19 protein-coding genes are annotated in these 18,145 nt (G+C 35.9%); 16 read left to right on the top strand and 3 right to left on the bottom strand.

Annotated elements, in window-relative coordinates; all coding sequences use genetic code 11:
* Positions 1–33: 33 nt before the first annotated feature.
* Positions 34–1,470: a helix-turn-helix domain-containing protein gene (locus IGJ19_RS07310; protein WP_071867432.1), complete on the top strand. Its 1,437-nt coding sequence runs from the start codon at positions 34–36 to the stop codon at positions 1,468–1,470.
* A 73-nt stretch (positions 1,471–1,543) separates the two neighbouring features.
* Here IGJ19_RS07310 and IGJ19_RS07305 read toward each other — a convergent pair whose 3' ends face one another.
* Together IGJ19_RS07305 and IGJ19_RS07300 are read right to left on the bottom strand one after the other, a co-directional pair.
* Positions 1,544–1,759 carry a helix-turn-helix domain-containing protein gene (locus IGJ19_RS07305; protein ID WP_019723937.1) on the bottom strand — a complete coding sequence of 72 codons (216 nt, stop codon included), beginning with the start codon at positions 1,757–1,759 and terminating at the stop codon, positions 1,544–1,546.
* 8 nt (positions 1,760–1,767) lie between these two features.
* On the bottom strand, positions 1,768–2,241 hold the full coding sequence (locus tag IGJ19_RS07300) for a DUF2975 domain-containing protein (protein WP_195513249.1): 474 nt from the start codon (positions 2,239–2,241) through the stop codon (positions 1,768–1,770).
* A gap of 585 nt (positions 2,242–2,826) precedes the next feature.
* On the opposite strand from IGJ19_RS07300, the gene IGJ19_RS07295 reads away from it, so the two are divergent.
* The 14 genes from IGJ19_RS07295 to IGJ19_RS07230 all read left to right on the top strand — a co-directional run bounded on the left by IGJ19_RS07295 (position 2,827) and on the right by IGJ19_RS07230 (position 15,469).
* On the top strand, positions 2,827–4,110 hold the full coding sequence (locus IGJ19_RS07295; RefSeq protein ID WP_071867430.1) for a GHKL domain-containing protein: 1,284 nt from the start codon (positions 2,827–2,829) through the stop codon (positions 4,108–4,110).
* Between the two features lie 2 nt (positions 4,111–4,112).
* Positions 4,113–4,865, top strand: coding sequence for a LytR/AlgR family response regulator transcription factor (locus IGJ19_RS07290; protein WP_071867429.1), 753 nt, complete (start codon positions 4,113–4,115; stop codon positions 4,863–4,865).
* 102 nt (positions 4,866–4,967) lie between these two features.
* Positions 4,968–5,534: an accessory gene regulator B family protein gene (locus IGJ19_RS07285; RefSeq protein WP_071867428.1), complete on the top strand. Its 567-nt coding sequence runs from the start codon at positions 4,968–4,970 to the stop codon at positions 5,532–5,534.
* A gap of 2 nt (positions 5,535–5,536) precedes the next feature.
* Positions 5,537–5,701, top strand: coding sequence for a cyclic lactone autoinducer peptide (locus IGJ19_RS07280; RefSeq protein ID WP_010735382.1), 165 nt, complete (start codon positions 5,537–5,539; stop codon positions 5,699–5,701).
* Between the two features lie 689 nt (positions 5,702–6,390).
* Positions 6,391–6,957 (top strand): alkaline shock response membrane anchor protein AmaP, encoded by a 567-nt coding sequence (amaP, locus tag IGJ19_RS07275; protein ID WP_071867427.1) that lies wholly within the window; start codon positions 6,391–6,393, stop codon positions 6,955–6,957.
* 12 nt (positions 6,958–6,969) lie between these two features.
* The gene (locus tag IGJ19_RS07270) at positions 6,970–7,158 is read left to right on the top strand and encodes a DUF2273 domain-containing protein (protein ID WP_065096371.1); all 189 of its coding nucleotides are present in this window, start codon (positions 6,970–6,972) and stop codon (positions 7,156–7,158) included.
* 12 nt (positions 7,159–7,170) lie between these two features.
* Positions 7,171–7,725 (top strand): Asp23/Gls24 family envelope stress response protein, encoded by a 555-nt coding sequence (locus IGJ19_RS07265; RefSeq protein ID WP_019724584.1) that lies wholly within the window; start codon positions 7,171–7,173, stop codon positions 7,723–7,725.
* A gap of 34 nt (positions 7,726–7,759) precedes the next feature.
* Positions 7,760–8,002 carry a GlsB/YeaQ/YmgE family stress response membrane protein gene (locus IGJ19_RS07260; RefSeq protein ID WP_010735387.1) on the top strand — a complete coding sequence of 81 codons (243 nt, stop codon included), beginning with the start codon at positions 7,760–7,762 and terminating at the stop codon, positions 8,000–8,002.
* Between the two features lie 553 nt (positions 8,003–8,555).
* Positions 8,556–9,626, top strand: a complete 1,071-nt coding sequence (locus IGJ19_RS07255; RefSeq protein WP_074799084.1) for an ABC transporter ATP-binding protein — start codon at positions 8,556–8,558, stop codon at positions 9,624–9,626.
* Entirely contained in the window at positions 9,626–10,513 is an 888-nt protein-coding gene (locus IGJ19_RS07250) for a carbohydrate ABC transporter permease (protein ID WP_430604552.1), read from the top strand. The genes IGJ19_RS07255 and IGJ19_RS07250 overlap by 1 nt, the downstream gene beginning before the upstream one ends.
* A complete protein-coding gene (locus tag IGJ19_RS07245; protein ID WP_430604551.1) occupies positions 10,510–11,328 on the top strand; it encodes a carbohydrate ABC transporter permease in 819 nt (272 codons plus the stop codon). Before IGJ19_RS07250 ends, IGJ19_RS07245 begins: the two co-directional genes overlap by 4 nt.
* A complete protein-coding gene (locus IGJ19_RS07240) occupies positions 11,312–12,592 on the top strand; it encodes an MBL fold metallo-hydrolase (RefSeq protein ID WP_430604550.1) in 1,281 nt (426 codons plus the stop codon). Before IGJ19_RS07245 ends, IGJ19_RS07240 begins: the two co-directional genes overlap by 17 nt.
* Positions 12,593–12,609: 17 nt before the next feature.
* Positions 12,610–13,893 (top strand): extracellular solute-binding protein, encoded by a 1,284-nt coding sequence (locus IGJ19_RS07235; protein WP_086334703.1) that lies wholly within the window; start codon positions 12,610–12,612, stop codon positions 13,891–13,893.
* A 22-nt stretch (positions 13,894–13,915) separates the two neighbouring features.
* Complete coding sequence (locus tag IGJ19_RS07230) at positions 13,916–15,469, top strand: bifunctional metallophosphatase/5'-nucleotidase (RefSeq protein WP_430604549.1); 1,554 nt, start codon at positions 13,916–13,918, stop codon at positions 15,467–15,469.
* Positions 15,470–15,545: 76 nt separating this feature from the next.
* Here IGJ19_RS07230 and IGJ19_RS07225 read toward each other — a convergent pair whose 3' ends face one another.
* On the bottom strand, positions 15,546–16,313 hold the full coding sequence (locus IGJ19_RS07225; protein ID WP_430604548.1) for an ankyrin repeat domain-containing protein: 768 nt from the start codon (positions 16,311–16,313) through the stop codon (positions 15,546–15,548).
* A 438-nt stretch (positions 16,314–16,751) separates the two neighbouring features.
* On the opposite strand from IGJ19_RS07225, the gene IGJ19_RS07220 reads away from it, so the two are divergent.
* Positions 16,752–18,095 (top strand): lytic polysaccharide monooxygenase, encoded by a 1,344-nt coding sequence (locus IGJ19_RS07220; RefSeq protein ID WP_071867419.1) that lies wholly within the window; start codon positions 16,752–16,754, stop codon positions 18,093–18,095.
* Positions 18,096–18,145: the final 50 nt, after the last annotated feature.

Raw genomic sequence — 18,145 nt, 5'->3', positions numbered from 1 at the left:
AGTGTTTTTTATTTGTTAGTGAGGTGAATAGAAATGTTGAAAATTTTGTCAAAAAAATTAAAAAGACAATTGAAATTACTAGAGTACTTATTTGAAGGCAATACCTATCGTTTTAACGACTTAGAAAATTTACTTGGTTGTTCAGCAAAAACTTTGAGGAATGACTTACTTGATCTTAACTCTTATGCCAGTGATATTACCATTCAAATGACACGAGAAGAAGGGGTTAAAGCAACAATTCTACCTCATGTAACAGAAGATTATATTTATCAAGTGATCAAGCAAGAGTCGATCGAATATCGTTACTTAGAAGCTATATTATTACATAAGTTTAAGAATTATCTAGAATTAGCAGACTATTTATTTATTTCTGAAAGTACCTTGCGACGAATTGTCGATAAAATCAATCCGATGTTACAAAGTTTTGATCTGAAAGTACAAGCATTGATTAAGCTTGTTGGTAACGACCAAATCATTACTGAAATGACTGTACAGTTCTTAATGGAAAAATATCATTATTTTGAGGATGCTTTCCCTGCGACTTTTCGGTTGATTGTTACTCAACTAGCACAGGAGTTTGTTGAAGAAAATAACTTGCAACAAACGCTGATTAGTTTGGAGCCACAAGAGAAAAAAATATTTCATTTTTGGATTGCGAGCCGTATACTATTGCTCCAAAATGATAGTGCGCTAGTTTCAAACAGTAAAAAAACAAAGAAATTCAAGTACGAAATATTAACAACTAAGCAATTGCACCTACCTAAGAAGAACGAATTGATTAATGAGCACTTGGCACGGTTTATATTCGATCAACCGTTTATTTTCCAATTATTCGATATAGATACTTTGAATCAAAAAAATCCCATTATACTTGCATTAGATAGCTTCATCAAAGAGGTGGAAGAGAAATATGGAATTGTATGCGAAGACAAAACAAAGATCTTCCACAAGATCACTATTTTATTACAACAAAATACGGTGCCATTTTCCATAAATTACCAAAAGCACTCACTTTTTTTAAAAAACACTCACTCAGAAATGAATAAAATCCAACTTCGATTATGGAATAAGTTAAAACATTACGTCCATACGCATAATATTCTACTAAATGATTTCGAAGAATTTGCGACAACTGTATTTACAGAAATATTATTGTACTGGCCAGATCTAATAAAAAAATTCGAAGATAATAAACATGTTCGTGCATTAGTCATAACCAATTCTACCCTTAAATATGACGACTATTTGCTCAGCAAGCTAGAACACCAGTTGGGCAATCAATATGAATTTGTCGTGAAAAACAATAAAGTATTATCTCAGGATCTAATTAATTATGAGAATTTTGATTGTATTATTTCAAATATTACGATTGATAAAACATATAATATCCCTATATTCGGTATCTCCGTTTTCCCTAAAACAAGGGAGATACATAATCTGATAAACTTTTATCAAGAATTGCTTGCTTGATAACGAATAAAAAAATGCAAGTCCTCCAAATCTTGAGATTATGGGGCTTGCATTTTTATAATAGCTGAAATAGTTAGATTTCTTTATCTTTTTCAAAGACAAGAAGGTCACCTGGTTGACAATTTAAAACTTCACAGATTTTATCTAACGTAGTGAAGCGAATCGCCTTTGCTTTTCCAGTTTTCAATATTGAAAGATTAGCCATGGTTATGCCAACTTTCTCACTTAGTTCAGTTACTGACATTTTCCGTTTTGCTAACATCACGTCTAAATTAACAATGATCGCCATCTCGCACCTCACACTGTCAATTCGTCATTTTTCTTCAAACGAATTGCTTCTTCCAATATTTTGATCAAGACATTCATTAATACTAACCCTGCAAAAGGTAAGAAAACCAGTGCAAGGCCTAATAGCATCAATCCAGGAGCGTCATCCGCATCTGCCATTTGGTAGAATTTTGGTAAAATACCAAAAGCACTGAGTGATAAGAAAATCATTACTTTCCGGATATAGCTAACTAAACGATGGGAATGCTTTGAAAATGTCTGGTCTTTAGATACGATTGTTAATAATTTAAAAATGATGCCACCAATGATGATACCTGATAGCAGAGTAGTGAAAATGACTAAAATCATAAGAATGGTTTGCCAATCTAAGAGGGTGTTTGATTCATTGGTTAATAACTGAGTACCAAATAATAGACCAAATAGACCGAAAACGACACATACTCCGATAGTAGTTGTTTTTAAAAATAATGAATGTATTTTCATTTGTTTAACTCCTTAAATAAATATATATTGATATTCAATTATTATTTATCGTTTTTCGATAAACAAATAGCTGAACGATTGCCTTTCCCGAAGAAAAGGCAATCTAACGAAGCATTTGTGTTACTTAAAACCTCTAAAGAGGCGATTACTCTATATTAACTCTTTCTCATTTAAACAATGTATTCCCTAACCACTAATACATCCTTGTAACCCTTTAGTTACGCCAGTGGGATTAAATTTCATAAAAACAAATTAAGATGTCGTATAACATATGATCCGTAATAACTCTATTATAGCACAACATGCTATAGATGTAAATAGACTATAACTTTCAGAAAAAAACATTGGCTGTACCGAAAAAATGAAAAGTTCTACGCAGTTTATTAATCAACATGTAATCCAAAAGACTAGTGAAATGTGCTACAATCTTTTTTGTTGAAAAGGATTAAAACGTTTTTGTTATCGAAAGATACATAAAATGAAGAACTTAGGCTTTGTTTTAAAAAAATAGTTTAATGAAGCAATTCTTTGTTGTTTTTGGTTTGTTGTGTACGTGAGGACTTACTTAAATTAGGGGGACATTTTGTGAATTTAGACACGCTGGAAAGCTTGTTGATTGTCATCGTTCAAACGGCTTGCATCTTTTGGGTGACTAGCTATTTGGATACGCATTTAAAAAATCGGTATTACGTCATTTTGTCGATCATTGGAATCATTTGCTATATGGCACTTTATTTTGTGATCAATGTTTTTGCAACTGCAGTTTTATGGGCTAGTTTATGTGCCGTAACTTATTACTTCCGGCGAAATATTTATATTGCGCTATTTATCCCTTCTGTCACATTCTGTTTGTATATTTTTTCCGATTATATCATCAATTTCAGTTATACGATTCTTCACTTGGTTCTAAATATAAGATTAACTGTGATTTTAGGAACCCTTCTTTTTTTCTTCTTTGCATATATTTTCAAAACACGGTTATTAGAAAAGTGCTACAAAGATCTCTTGACGATGAAAATCAGCGGAGTCATTGCGACAGCGACGATTTGTGTCTATTTTAGTCTAGTGGTCATAGAAAGATTTCCTAATTTGCGCATTTATTTGATCGATGCACATGAGCTATTCATGATATTGTATGGGCTGTTGTCAGCAATCATTTGTTTTTCTTTTATTTTCATAAAAAGAACGGAATATGAAAATAGAGAACAAAAACGCCAAATGAGTTACTTGATCGAATACAGTGAACAAGCTGAAAAAAATTATCTAGAGATTCTAAAATTTAAACACGATTACAAAAACATTCTTATTTCATTAGAAGAGTATATCGAAACTGAAGATCTAGCAGGACTAAAGGATTATTTTAGAAATAGTATCAAGGCGACAGGTTCGATTTTTGATCAAGAAATTTTCAGGATGTCTTCGATTTCGAATATAAAAATCCGAGAAATCAAAAGTGTGATCATGAGCAAGTTATATATGGCACACCAGAAAGGGATACATGTGAGCATTTCTGTGCCTGAGGTGGTCAATCATGTGGAAGTGTCTACGATGGTACTCGTAAGGATGCTGGGGATCATTTTGGATAATGCAATTGAAGCCTCAGAAGAACTTGAACATCCAGAGATCGAACTAGCAATCGTGGCAGACCATAAAGACTGTACCTTTATGTTGATCAATAACTGTCCAAGTGATTTGCCTAAATTACATGATTTAAAGAAAGCAAGTTTTACAACAAAACCCGGTAATTCTGGGATAGGTTTGACAAATCTGGATGAGCTAGTCCAGTTGAATGCAAATGTGTTTTTAGATACAAAGATCCAAGATGATAAGTTTATACAAATCATAACTATATGTGAGGTAGAGGGGTAAGTATGTTAAAAATTTTTATTTGTGATGATGAAGAGATCCATCGTAACCGCATCACCAACATTATTAAAAATTACGTAATGATGATGGATTATGATGTTGAGTTCCAACTAGCTGCAGATAACCCGTATGATATTTTATCTTATGTATCAACTAACAAAACAGAGGGTATCTATTTTTTAGATATCGATTTAAATTCAGATATCAATGGCGTAGAACTAGGGAAGCAGATCCGACTGTATGATCCAACAGCCAAAATCATTTTTGTTACGACGTACACCGATTTTGTCTATCTTACTTTTCTTTATAAGGTAGAGGCGTTGGATTATATAATCAAAGATAATGAAGAACAATTGCAACAAAAAATCATCAGTTGTATTGATATTGCGATTGAACGATATATGAATACTGCGTTGTCTACTAGAGAACAGATCTGGCTAAAAAGCGGTGCCGTCGATGTAAAATTATATGTTGATGAAATTCTCTTTTTTAGTTCAAGTCCAACACCACATAAACTGATCGTACACTTGGACAATCGCATGATTGAGTATGCGGGGAAAATCAAAGAAATCGAAAAATTAAGTGATTCTTTGTGTCGTTGTCACCAATCGTTTGTCGTCAATTTGGCAAACATAGCAGAAATCAATAAGAAAGAGCGAAAAGTGATCATGACGAATGGGGAAGAATGTTTAGTCTCTACCAGGTATTTAAAAAAATTAGTCACTCGCTTTGAAAATGAGTTTTCACCCAAAGCATAAATGCATCGATTTTTGCACTTTTGACAAAATTAGAAACACTTTTGATAAAATAATCTATAGATTAGTAAAATAGGTATAATAAACTGCGAAGGAGCGTGAAAGATGACTGAAGAGTACATTTCAATAGAGGAAAAATTATCAAAGAAAATAAGTGGACATTTCGCTTCACAATTAGGCCTTTCACCGATTGAACAAGCAAAGATGGAATATGGGTTATCGATCCTATTTGTTGATCTGTTCAAGATGATCGTGATGTATGGGATTGCGTTTCTCTTACACATTGTGGGAGCAGTGTTCATCACACACCTTGTATTCATCTCAGTTCGTTTGACAACGAAAGGATTTCATGCAAGTAATAGTGCAGTTTGTACAATACTTAGTGTGCTGTTCTTGGTTGTTTTGCCTTGGATCACCGCTTCGATTGGTTTTGAATTGACTCGTCCTTTGTTTGTTCTCGGAATTCTATTCGTTGGCTTAGGAATACTCGTAAAAGAGCGAACGATCAATCAAACAAAAGGACCTTTCCGATTAAGAAAAACGGTCTTTATCATTCTGTTCATCACAACGATCGGCGTGCTTTTACCTAGTGACAGTATTCGTACATATCTCTTGTTAGGTCTAGCAATTGCTACATTGTTGATGTTTATTAAAAATAAAGGGGTAGAGTAAATATGTTAACAAGTCTAAAAACAAAGAAATTACAAATGATGCAGGTTATCTCAACAATGGCGATTGCTATCGCAACTTATGCAATGGGAACGATCGGTGCGGATTGCACATTCGTTATCTACGAACCAAAAATGCCAGAAGCATTAAAAAATGAAATGAATAAATAAAAATAAAAAAGCAATTTAGAAAAAATCTAAATTGCTTTTTTTTTTGTAAATGTCAATTCATTTCTTTCGATAATTTTGTAGTAAGAGAACGAATAAAAAGAAAAATAATGATTCCCACAACGTAGTTGTCCAGCTAAATTCTTTTGACACCCCAAAAAATAGATTGCCAGCATTGGAAACAATCAAATAAATAATCGTTATTATAAATGCGTATATGGATTTTTTTAACATGTGACACCTCTTTCTAAGAATAATAGCTTAACTAAATCAAATTACTATTATTCTAACATTTTTCTTCAACTTATTATAAAATATTTCAATGATTTTTGAAAAGGGTATCATCCTTTATAATAAAAGATTAAAACATTTGGTTTGAAAGCGGGAAATTATCGGTTCTCGCTGTATTTTGTCATTTTTATTTTTTATTTTGTAATATAAATGAGCATTATCTTTGCAATTTTTAATCTTGAATACTATTCTTGTAGTATAGCCAGCAAGAAACAATAGAAGTTATATAATAATTGTTACTGTTATTTAAGATTTCTATACAGGGGAGAGTACCAAAGTTATTTTGAGCCTGCACTTTTTGGTAGCGCTTACTTAAAGTAGGTATTCCTATAGGTTCCTCAAGCGATATACTTGTTGGTCATGTGTTGAAAATAAAAAATAAGATACTTAGGAGGTGGAAAATGAATAAGGGGGTAAAGATCATCGGTGTAATTGTAAGCATAATTTTACTTTCAGTACTTTTGATCATCGCTCTAGTTAATGCACCATATGTCTTACCTGAACAATTGGAACGTTTTCGCTTTTTTACGATAACAAATTATTATATGCAACAATATATTTTCTGGGCTGCAGTCGTATTTGCAATTGTTGTCGTTCTCATCTTATTATTTGTTCTTTTCTATCCAAAATCGAAAGGAACCTTCGTATTAAAGCACAAAGATGGAAAATTGACGTTGGATAAAAAAGCCATTGAAGGACTGACTCGTTCGTATCTACACGAAGAAGAATTCATTCAATCACCAAAAGTCAAAGTACGATCAACAAAACAGAAAATCAATATTCATGTAAAAGGCGATCTAAAACGTACTTCTTCTCTTATTGGTAAAACAGAAATGTTGATGCAAGAAGTGAGAGAGCAAGTTGCCAATGTCCTTGGTTCAGAACAAGAGATCAAAGTAGCTGTCAATTATAGTAGTTATCAAGATGAAAAAGAACATGAAGACAACCAGCACTCACGAGTAGAATAGGAGGGCACACAAATGAAAGAATTCTTTTCACTATATAAGCTCCCTATTATCTTTGGGGGTCTTGGCTTACTATTAGCCGTTTTATGGTTAACAGTTGGATTTTTCAAAACTCTTTTAATATTGATCATGACCGCTATTGGTGTGGGTATTGGTTTTTATTTAAAAGAAACAAGATTATTAGATGAATATTTCAAATCATAGGAGGAATTTAATATGGAAAACAAAGATTTCAAAAACGTGAACACTACTACAGGTACAAATCCAGTTGCTGACACTGCAGCAAAAGGTGAATTGACTTATGAAGACAAAGTCATTCAAAAAATCATTGGTTACGCATTGAAAGATGTTGACGGTTTGTTGACTCTTGATGGTGGATTTTTCTCAAACATTGCTGAAAAATTAGTCAATACAGACAACGTGACTGCTGGAATCAATGCAGAAGTTGGTAAAAAACAAGTGGCTGTTGATTTAGATGTAGTTGTTGAATATGGCAAAGATATCGAAAACATTTATGATCAAATCAAAGAATTGATCAGTACAGAAGTGAATGAAATGACTCATCTTGATGTGATCGAAGTCAATGTAAATGTTGTTGACATCAAAACACAAGCAGAATACGAAAAAGATCAAGAAACAGTTCAAGATAAAGTAACTGATGCAGCAAAATCAACTGGTCAATTTGCTTCAAAACAAACTGACAAAGCAAAATCAGCTGTTGGCAAAGGTGCGCAAAAAGTAAAAGAAAACAATGAACCACGCGTACAATAAACTTAATTTTTTAGAATTTTAGGAGGAAACAATTATGGGATTTATTTGGTCATTAATCGTTGGTGGTATTATCGGAGCAATTGCAGGAGCAATCACAAATAAAGGTTCTTCAATGGGCATCATTGCGAATGTAATCGCAGGTCTAGTTGGATCAGCTATTGGTCAAGCACTTTTAGGTACTTGGGGTCCAGTGATCGGTGGAATGGCAATCGTACCATCACTTATCGGAGCAATCATTTTAGTATTGATCGTTTCATTCTTTGCACGTAAACTTTAAGCAAAGGGCGCTTACTCAGATTGAATGATTTGAGATTAAGTAATAGATCGACTAAACATTCTAACCGACCACAAAGAGTAGTTTTTGTACTTACTCTTTGTGGTCGGTTTATTTGTACATATTTTCGAACATCCATTGTTTGTGTGTTTCAATCGATTGATTAATTTGAATCGCTGTGTTGCCCATAAAAATAATATGTAAACTATATTTTTTTGATATTAAAAAAATAACAAAATGTTTTATCCATAGCAATCTTTGAGGTTTAACTGTTAGACAACTGTTATTTCTTGTCTTAACGTTAAATGTTGCTATAGATAAAGCATTTTTTCTTTGTTATCCTTTTATTGAAATATTATATGAATAGTTTTCATAAGTATCATTTTATAACATTGATTTCAATTTTTACCAAAAAACAACCATAAAAACAAGGAGTTGAGAATATTTTCAAGATATTTACATATAATATATGTAATCTAAATATTCGAACGTTAAGATGAAGATATAGAAAGAAAACAGCTGTCATAAAAATATATGGAAGAGTGGAGGGTCACTTATGATTGAGGTGATCGGATTACAAAAAACTTTTGATAATGGCTTTGAAGCATTGAAGCAAGTGGATTTTACGATAGAAAAAGGGGAACTTGTTTGTCTTTTAGGTCCTAGTGGTTGTGGTAAATCGACAATGTTGAACCTCATCGCAGGACTGTTACAACCGACAGATGGTGATATTCGTTTTAAGGGGGAGTCAGTCATAAAAACGGAGCCCAAAGATCGAAATATCGGATTCGTATTTCAAAATTACGCATTGTATCCACATATGACTGTTTTAGAGAACATCATGTTTCCATTATTAGTTGGGGATAATAAAAAGAAAAAAGGTGATGCTAAAGCGATTGCTGAAAAATATATGGAATTAACCAATATCAAAGAGTTACAGAATAAGAAACCTGGAACTTTATCTGGTGGGCAACAACAACGAGTAGCTATCACGAGAGCGTTAGTACAAGAACCAGAAGTCCTATTATTGGATGAACCTTTAAGTAATCTGGATGCTCGATTACGCTTGAAGATCCGTGAAGAGATTCGCAGGTTAGTGAAAGAAGTGGGGATCACAACGATTTTTGTCACCCATGACCAAGAAGAAGCTTTATCGATCAGTGACAAAATCATCTTGTTAGAAGATGGCAAGATACAGCAAGAAGATGATCCTCAAAATCTCTATTTAGAGCCAGAAAATTTATTCGTTGCAAAGTTCATCGGTAATCCAATCATTAATTTTTTACCAATTGAAGTTGTCGATGATGGGATCAAACATGCGTCATTTGATTTACCACTCACTCATTTTATCGAAAAACGTTTCAAAAAATCGATCACAAATGGGAAATATTACTTAGGCATGCGTCCTGAAGATATTTTACCAAGCGATAGTGGTCCTTTAAAAGGGAAGATTCAAAGTGTTGAGTTGATTGGTCGTGAACGAATTTTACACTTTGAACTCGCAGGAGAGCGAGTAAAGTCAATCGTAGGGGTGGAAAATGAGATCACTGAAGGAACTACGGTTACGTTTGACTTAGCTTATCACAAAGTGTTCCTATTTAGCTTTGATGGAGAGAGGATCTATTGATGGGAAAGAAAAATTATAATTCTGAAAATCAATTAAAAGCTTGGTATTTTTTACTTCCAGCATTACTTGCAATTTTTGTATTCAATATTTATCCGCTTTTTCGGGCTTTTTTTATGAGCTTTCAAAAAGGGACATTGATCAATCCTCGATTTGCAGGAGTTGAGAATTATCAACGTTTGCTTAGTGATCCAGTATTTTTCCGCGCGTTGAAAAATACTGCGTTCTACAGTTTTACCGTCGTACCAATTGCTTTGATTCTTTCACTGGCGATTGCGTGGGTGATTTTTGAAAAAGTAAAGTACAAGTCATTTTTTGAAGCGATTTTTTTTATGCCTTATATCACGAGTACAATTGCGATCGGTATTGTTTTTCGCTATTTTTTCAACGGATCATACGGGCTCATCAATTACTTACTTGAATTTTTTGGGCTCCCACGAGTGAATTGGTTAGATAGTGTATCAATGAGTATGCCGACTTTGATCCTCTTTGGCATTTGGACGAGTTTAGCTTTCAATATTATCATATTATTAGCGGGATTCCGTAACATCGAGAAAGAGCATTACAAAATCGCGAAGATGTTTGGCGCAAATGAATGGGAGATTTTTGTGAAGATCACTTTGCCACAATTACTTCCTACACTCACGTTCCTCTTAACAGTCAATTTGATTGGTGCGTTTAAAATCTATACGCAAGTTTACGCACTATTTGGTGGTCAAGCTGGGATTGCTAAAAGTGCGATGACCGCAGTATTTTACATTTATGATAAGTTCCATGTTGCAGGTAGACCAGGTCTAGCTATGGCAGCAACACTTGTTTTATTCTTGCTTATTCTAAGTATTACTTTTTTCCAACAGTTGATTTTGAAGAAGGTGGGGAGAAAAGGATGAAAAAAATCGTTACATTGCTCTCACTCTTATTTTTGACACTCCTAGGAATCATTACGGTGTTTCCATTTATCTATATGATACTTGGTGGATTGATGACATATCGGGAAGCGACAAGTATTCCACCAACTGTTATACCTGATTCCTTTCAATGGGTGAATTATTTGACAGTATTCGAAAAAGCGCCATTTATCCAATACTTCATCAACACTTTATTTGTATCGTTAGTGACCACATTGGCAACCGTTCTCACTTCACTGTTTGCAGCATTTGCCTTAGCAACTTTGGAATTTCGTTACAAGAAAGTAGTGATGGTAGGATTGATTTCTTTGTTGATGATTCCATACGAGTCGATCATATTTACGAATTATAATACAATCGCACGTTTAGGCTTATTGAACTCTTATACAGCTTTGATCTTGCCGTTTTTGACGAGTATTTTTTATATTTATTATTTGACTAATTACTTGAAAAGTATTTCGCGTTCCTTTTATCAAGCAGCTAAGATCGATGGAGCTTCTGATATGGAATATATCAAAAAGATCCTTATTCCGATGTCCAAGCCAGCACTGGTCACAGTAGGGATTTTGACTTTCATTTCGAGTTGGAACTCCTTTCTATGGCCGTTATTGGTCACAAATGACAAAAAATTTCGATTATTGAACAATGGCTTATCTGCATTTACGAGCGAAAGTGGCAGTGACGTTCACTTACAATTAGCAGCAGCTACTTTAACCATATTACCAATCGTGCTTATTTACTTTATTTTTAGAAAAGAAATCATCCGAGGAGTGGCAAAAAATGGGATCAAAGGCTAATCAAAAAACCAGCATTACCTTTCACAGTGGGCTCTTGACGATTGGTGGGACAGTCATTGAAGTTGCTTACGGCGACGATAGAATCTTTTTTGACTTTGGAACAGAATATCACCCTGAAATCAACTTACCAAATGAAGAGCTATCGACTTTACTAGATGTGGGATTTATTCCAGCAATTGATATTTATGATCCGCGATTGACCACACGCAAGAGGGATTCTAAGTTTGTAAATACCGCCGTATTTTTATCGCATGTTCACTTGGATCACACAAAAATGATCAATTATCTTGATCCAGAAATCCCATTGTATACATTAGAACCAACCAAAGTTTTATTGGAAAGCTTAAATCGTAACGGAACATTCTTGCTGTCTTCACCTTATATAGAAGGAAATACACGAACGATCAAAACGATTGCGCCTTGTCAGGATCTTCACATCGGCGAATTGATGATTCGTTTGTTTCCTGTAGATCATGATGCGTATGGTGCGGCAGCCTTTCTTATCGAGACACCAACTGCTTTGATTGCTTATTCTGGTGACCTTCGACTTCATGGATTTGATCGACATTTGACAGAGAACTTCTGTGAAGTGGCACAGAAGGTCGATGTATTGATGCTTGAAGGAGTCAGCATTAGTTTCCCGGAAAAAGAGAAGAAAAATGAGGCATCACCAGACAGTGAACGAGCGTTGACGGAGCAACTAGTGAAGATGATCCAAGAAAACGAGAATCGTCAATTGACTTTCAATTTTTATCCAGCCAATATCAAACGCTGGGAAGCTTTGATTGATGCTTCCCCACGACGAGTAGTTGTCGAAGCAGAAATGGCTTTACTCTTACAAAAAGTCGCAAAACGAGAAGTCCCTTATTACTACGCTGAGAAGAAAGAGCGGATCGGTACATTAGACCCCCGACTTGAGTATTCTTACGAAACTTTATTAGCAGATTCGACGGATTATTTCTGGCAATTTGTTGGTGAGGTTGATTCATTACAAAAAGGAGGTCTGTATATACACAGTGATGCCCAACCATTAGGCGAGTTTGATCCCCAGTACGCGATTTTTAGAGGAGCATTTGAAAAGCAACAAGTGGAGTTTAAGCAGTTATCATTATCAGGTCATGCAAAACCAGCGGATCTAGCTGAAATCATCGATCGGATAAAACCAGCTATGTTGGTTCCCATCCATACTTTAAAACCTGAGAGTATGCACAATCCATATGGAAGCAGAGTATTAGTAAAAAGAGGCGAAACCATTCAACTATAATCGGAGGAAAATGAAAAATGAAATGGACAACTATTAGTAAGTTTTTGGTAGCATCAGCAGCTGTAATGACTTTAGGCGCTTGCGGGAACACTGGCTCGAATGCCTCTTCATCTAGTGAAGAAATCGTCACTGAGCTAACAGAAGAGACGACGATCACTTTTTGGCACGCAATGAATGGTGCGCAAGAAACAGCGTTACAAAAAATGACCGATGATTTTGTCAAAGCAAACCCAACTATCAAAGTCGAATTACAAAATCAAGCCCAATATTCTGATCTACAAGCAAAGATCAATGCTACTCTTCCATCAGCAGGAGATCTTCCAACAATCACTCAGGCATATCCTGGTTGGTTATATAACGCGGCTCAAGATGAGATGCTCGTCGATCTACAACCTTTGATCGATAATGACACGATTGGATGGCAAGACCAAGAAGAGATTCGCACCTCTTTGATGGATGGCGCCAAGATCGATGATGTCCAGTATGGTATTCCTTTTAATAAATCGACTGAAATGCTCTTTTATAATAAAGATATGTTAGAAAAATATGATGTCCCTGTGCCCACGACATTAGATGAACTAAAAGAAGCATCAAAAACGATTTATGAAGCAACGAATGGCGAAGTGGTAGGAGCCGGATTCGATTCTTTGAACAACTATTATACGATCGGTATGGAAAACAAAGGAGTCGAATTTGACAAAGAGACAGATTTGACTAGTGACGAATCCAAAGAATTGATCAACTACTACGCGGAGGGTGTCAAAGATGGGTACTTCCGGATCGCAGGATCGGACAACTATTTATCTGGTCCGTTTGCCAATCAAAAGGTAGCGATGTTTATTGGTTCGATTGCAGGGGAAGGCTATGTAAAGAAAGATACGGAAGGTGTATTTACGTATGATGTTGCTCCACGTCCTGAAAAAATCAATTTACAACAAGGAACGGATCTTTATATGTTCAGTAGTGCCACACCAGAAGAACGGACAGCAGCATTTTTATATATGAAATTCTTATCAGAGCCAGAAAACCAGTTGTATTGGGCAACCATGACTGGCTATATGCCAACGATCGAATCAGTATTAGAAAGTGATGACTACAAAAATTCATCTGAAACAAAAGTACCACGACAGTTAGAGGGTGCAACTAAAGAATTGTTCTCGATTCCAGTTGTGGAGAATAGTGACAATGCGTTCAATGAAATGCGTACGATCATGGAAAATATATTAGCTAATACGAATCAAGATACAGATCAATTGATCTCAGATTCAGTACCCCAGTTAGAAGACGCTTGGAATCAATAAAAACGACTGAGAGGATGAGATAATGGAAGTGACAATCCTTGCAACAAGTGACATGCACGGTTACATTCTGCCGACGAATTATGCCAGTGACTTAGAACAACCATTTGGCGTGGCGAAAGTAGCCGGAAAACTGAAGGAATTAAGACAGGCAGTAAGCGGTCCGGTATTCATGATTGAGAACGGTGACTTTATCCAAGGGTCGCCACTTAGTTATTTTGTTGCAAAACAATCGGAGTATTCTGTCTCGACGTTAACGAAGCTTCTAAACGGCATGAACTATGATGTTGGTGTGTTAGGCAATCATGAATTCAATTATGGCTGGTCCTATTTGAATGAAGCAATCCAATCCTATGATTTCCCAATAGTCGTGGCCAATATGTTGAGGAAGAATCAACAGGAATCAGTTTTACCTCCGTATCAGATCATTGAGAAACAAGGGATCAAAGTGGCTGTTTTGGGACTCGTGACTCAGTATATCCCCAACTGGGAAAACCCTGAAACAATCAAGGATCTTCATTTTATGTCGGCTGTTGAAACCGCCAAAAAATACGTGCCTTTATTACGTGAGTTAGCAGACTTAGTCGTCGTCGCATACCATGGCGGTTTTGAAAAAGATTTAACAACAAACGAGCCGACTGAAGCATTGACCGGTGAAAATGAAGCCAGTCGGTTGTTACAAGAAGTGCCTGGGATCGATGCGTTAGTCACAGGGCATCAACATCGTGAGCTTGCTGAAATCGTCAATGGGGTACCTGTGATCCAGCCAGGGTATCGTGGGGCTTTTGTAGGAGCAATCCAACTAACTGTCAAAAAACAAGACAACAAGTTTGTCGTCTTGGATCACTCGTGTAAACTTTATCCAACGAAAGAAGGTTCTCCAGATCCTACAATCCTTAAACAAATTGAACCGGTTTCTAAAGCATTAGATATGTGGCTAGACCAACCAGTGGGAGAAGTGCTGGGCAATCTACGGATTGTTGATCCTATGGCAGCAAGAGTCAATGAGCATCCGTATATTGAACTGATCAATCGAATACAGATGGATGCAACTGGAGCAGAGATTTCAGGTACAGCCTTATTCAATAATGAAGTGACGGGATTCCCACAATCTGTCAGCATGCGTCATATTCTTACGAATTATATTTACCCGAATACTCTGGCTGTTGTACGTGTGACTGGACAAGAACTGAAAGCAGCGCTCGAACAAACAGCTGGTTACTTAATGGCAACCGATGAAGGAATTACGTTTGACCCAAAGTATATCCAGCCCAAGCCTCAATATTATAACTATGATATGTATGAAGGTATAAATTACACGATTGATTTAAATCAACCAATAGGTCATCGTGTGACACGCTTTGAAAAAGCAGGAGAGCCAATTCCCTTAGATAAACCACTAGAAGTGGTGATCAATCAATATCGGGCAGTTGGTGGTGGGAATTATAAGATGTTTTCAGCGGAGAAGATCGTAAAAGAATATCCAATCGATATGACCGAATTGATTGCCGACTATCTCAAACGAAAAAAAGTGATTGATGCAAAGGTGAATCATAATTTCAACGTGATCGGCAAATAAAAATATTAGTATGAAAATCTCCCTCGAATGTGTGCACATCGCATTTGAGGGAGATTTTTCAGTGCTTATATTTATTTTATGATTGAGTCAGTTGTGCCAATATCTTAGTATATCCAAGTTCTCTAGCATAATCTTCCGCAGTTTTTCCTTGATTGTCACGTAATGTTTTGTTTGCGCCATGATTCAACAGTTCTTTAACGATTTGTTGATAGATTTCAGACCCATCTCGTAAAGCAACTGCTTCAATCAACGCGGTATAACCATAATTATTTTGATGGTCGATGTCCACACGTGCGTCGGTTAATAGAAGTTTCACATTATCTAAATGGCCTTTTTCAGCTGCTGGAATCAAGGAATTACCGCCAAAACGATTGACAATTGCTTGATTTGGTTCACGATGTTCCAACATATAAGATAGAATCTCTGTTTTTCCTTGTGCGCCAGCGTAAAGGTAAGGGCTGTCTTGGATCGTATCCTGGATGTCGATCGACGCACCATGATCGATCAGAAGTTTGGCGATTTCAACAAAATCATGATGGGTGGCAATCAGTAAAGGTGTCTCACCTTTGTCATTTTGTTCATCGATTGAATACTCTGTTTTTAGAATATCCTCAACTTTCTTTCGATCGTTGTCTTCAACTGCGGCTAATAAACTGCCAGATGGGTAACTCATAAGCGATTCCTCCGTTTCTTCAATTAAATGATCGGTTTGTTCAGTGGTTGTTTGCTCGATAGTAGAAGTGGTCCTTTTCGTTTGATCAGGAACGGTCATCGGCTGTGGCTCTTCACAACCCGTTAATGAAAACAATAAAACTGCAAAGGGTAAGATCAGCCAAGTGCTCATACATACACCCCCCTTTGTATAATCATATGATGAAGCAATTGATACCGCAAATGAATGAACTTACACCAGCAAAAGAGGAAGGGGATAGATGTTATTATAGCTAGAGTTATAGTTTTTTTCACAAATAAGAAATAACGAAAATTGAATCATTCAAACTTTGCTAATTTATAATAAAAAAATTAATAATAGAAACAAGTAATATTTTTTTGGAATATCTATTACTAAAATACGTCCATAAAATCTTGTTTATACAACATTTTGTACGGTTTTTAACAATTTTTTTGTAATTTATTATTACCTTGCTTGCGGTAATAACCGGTTAGATTTAATCATATTTGTCTGTTATTCTTAATTTAAGATAACAAAAGCAAATACATAATAGAATTTTTTTGAAAAATCTGGAGTTATCTATATTAATCGTTAATTATGGAGGGAAACATGAAAAAACAAATTTTAGGAACCATTTTATGCTCAAGTATTTTATTTGGAGCAAGCTTAGCAATTGGTGGGAATGAAGCATCTGCACATGGATATGTACAGTCTCCTATCAGTCGTGGGTATCAAGGACATTTAGACAGAAATTCAAACTGGACTGCTGCTTTTCAAAAATATGGGGCTGTTATCAACGAACCTCAATCTTTAGAAGCATTAAAAGGATACCCACAAGCTGGACCAGCCGATGGACAAATTGCATCAGCAGGTGGTTCGCTTGGTGATTTCAATCTTGATCAACAAACCTCAACTTTATGGACAAAACAAGGAATCAACCAAGGTGCGAATTTATTTACATGGCGCTATACTGTCGGACATGCGACGACAAAATGGCATTATTATATGACGAAAGCTGACTGGAACCCAAATGATAAATTGGAACGTTCTGATTTTGAATTGATCGGTACAATCAACCATAATGGAACACCAGCATCAACGACACCACACGCAATCAACGTCCCAAGTGATCGTTTAGGTTACCATGTGATTTTAGCTGTTTGGGATGTAGCGGACACAGCTAATGCATTCTATAACGTGATTGACGTGGATGTAAAAGGTGATTCAGCTATTCCTGTGAAACCTCAAGCTCCTCAAAATGTACGTGCTGAAAATGTGACTGCTTCTTCTGTAGAATTAGCATGGAATGGACAAGCAAATACTGTATCATATAACGTTTACCGTGACGGTGAATTAGTTGGCAATACAAATGATCCAGAATTTAAAGATGCAGGACTAAATGAAGAAACAACCTACAACTATGAGATCGAAGCAGTTAGCCAAACTGGATTGACATCTGACAAAACAACGATTTCAGTAACAACTAGAGCGACAACTGCGGAAGAAAAACCAACTGCTCCTAAAAACTTACATTCAATGGGTGAAACGACTTCAAGCGTATCATTGATGTGGGGAGCTTCAACACATACACAAGGAATCAAACAATATGATATTTATCGTAATGGTCAGTTAGTGGCTTCAACACCATCTACGAGTTACACAGATGAGAACTTAGCATCTGGTACAACCTATTCATACGTGGTACGTGCAATCAGTACTACAGACGAAGTTTCAGACGCAAGTAACACTCTATTAGTGACAACGAAACAAGATGAAACAATCGAAGGTGTCCGTGAATGGAGATTAGGTTCTATGTCTTCACCGGAACTTTATACTGCAAACGAAGAAGTAAGCTTCCAAGGACGAGTATACACAACCCTTGTAACACATTTTAACTTTGGTGATGTAACATGGTCTCCAAATCAAGCGCCGACATTATTCCGCTTGAAATAATCAAACTCACACTCAGTGCATCTAACTGCACTGGGTGTTTTTGTATCAAA

This window comes from Enterococcus sp. DIV1368b (assembly GCF_050529595.1).
Classification (GTDB): domain Bacteria; phylum Bacillota; class Bacilli; order Lactobacillales; family Enterococcaceae; genus Enterococcus_B; species Enterococcus_B mundtii.
Note: the sequence above shows the minus strand (reverse complement) of the source record. Positions and strands in the feature narration are given on the sequence as shown.